This is a genomic window from Actinoplanes siamensis (genome assembly GCF_016862395.1).
In the GTDB taxonomy this organism is placed as follows: Bacteria; Actinomycetota; Actinomycetes; order Mycobacteriales; family Micromonosporaceae; genus Actinoplanes; species Actinoplanes siamensis.
On sequence record NZ_BOMW01000130.1, the window covers coordinates 1 to 1,556 of the forward strand.

1 rRNA gene is annotated in these 1,556 nt (G+C 55.8%); it reads right to left on the bottom strand.

Going from position 1 to position 1,556, the window contains the following annotated elements:
• Window positions 1–61: 61 nt before the first annotated feature.
• A 23S ribosomal RNA gene (locus Asi03nite_RS37380) occupies window positions 62–1,556 on the bottom strand; the annotation flags it as partial.

Sequence of the window (1,556 nt, forward strand, 5' to 3'; positions counted from 1 at the left end):
GGGGTGGTTGTTCGTTTGCTGTGAATCACACAGTGGACGCATATCGAGCATAAAATTTGATGTGGTTAAGCCCTCGGCCTATTAGTACCGGTCAACTCAACACGTTACCGTGCTTACATCTCCGGCCTATCAACCCAGTCGTCTAGCTGGGAGCCTTACCCACTCAAGGTGGTGGGATACCTCATCTCGAAGCGAGCTTCCCGCTTAGATGCTTTCAGCGGTTATCCCTTCCGAACGTAGCCAACCAGCCATGCTCCTGGCGGAACAACTGGCACACCAGAGGTTCGTCCGTCCCGGTCCTCTCGTACTAGGGACAGCCCTTCTCAAGTATCCAACGCGCACGGCGGATAGGGACCGAACTGTCTCACGACGTTCTAAACCCAGCTCGCGTACCGCTTTAATGGGCGAACAGCCCAACCCTTGGGACCTGCTACAGCCCCAGGATGCGACGAGCCGACATCGAGGTGCCAAACCATCCCGTCGATATGGACTCTTGGGGAAGATCAGCCTGTTATCCCCGGGGTACCTTTTATCCGTTGAGCGACACCGCTTCCACACGCAAGTGCCGGATCACTAGTCCCGACTTTCGTCCCTGCTCGACCCGTCAGTCTCACAGTCAAGCTCCCTTATGCACTTACACTCAACACCTGATTGCCAACCAGGCTGAGGGAACCTTTGGGCGCCTCCGTTACCCTTTAGGAGGCAACCGCCCCAGTTAAACTACCCACCAGACACTGTCCCTCGACCCGATCAGGGCCGCAAGTTAGATACCCAAACCCAACAGAGTGGTATTTCAACAACGCCTCCACCCGAACTGGCGTCCGAGCTTCACCGGCTCCCACCTATCCTACACAATCGAATTCAGATACCAATGTCAAGCTATAGTAAAGGTCCCGGGGTCTTTCCGTCCTGCCGCGCGTAACGAGCATCTTTACTCGTACTGCAATTTCGCCGGGCCTGTGGTTGAGACAGTGGGGAAGTCGTTACGCCATTCGTGCAGGTCGGAACTTACCCGACAAGGAATTTCGCTACCTTAGGATGGTTATAGTTACCACCGCCGTTTACTGGCGCTTAAGTTCTCCGCTTCGCCCCGAAGAGCTAACAGGTCCCCTTAACGTTCCAGCACCGGGCAGGCGTCAGTCCATATACATCGTCTTACGACTTGGCATGGACCTGTGTTTTTAGTAAACAGTCGCTTCCCCCTGCTCTCTGCGGCCATACCACGCTCCACCAGCAAGTGGCTTCACGCGTCCGGCCCCCCTTCTCCCTAAGTTACGGGGGCAATTTGCCGAGTTCCTTAACCACAGTTCACCCGTCGCCTCGGTATTCTCTACCTGACCACCTGTGTCGGTTTCGGGTACGGGCCGCTCGGAACATCGCTAGAGGCTTTTCTCGGCAGCATAGGATCAATGACTTCACCAGAACGGCTCGGCATCACGTCTCAGCCCATATGCCATGCGGATTTGCCTACATGACGGCCTACACGCTTACCCCGGCACAACCACCGGCCGGGATCATCTACCTTCCTGCGTCACCCCATCACTAAACTACTACCC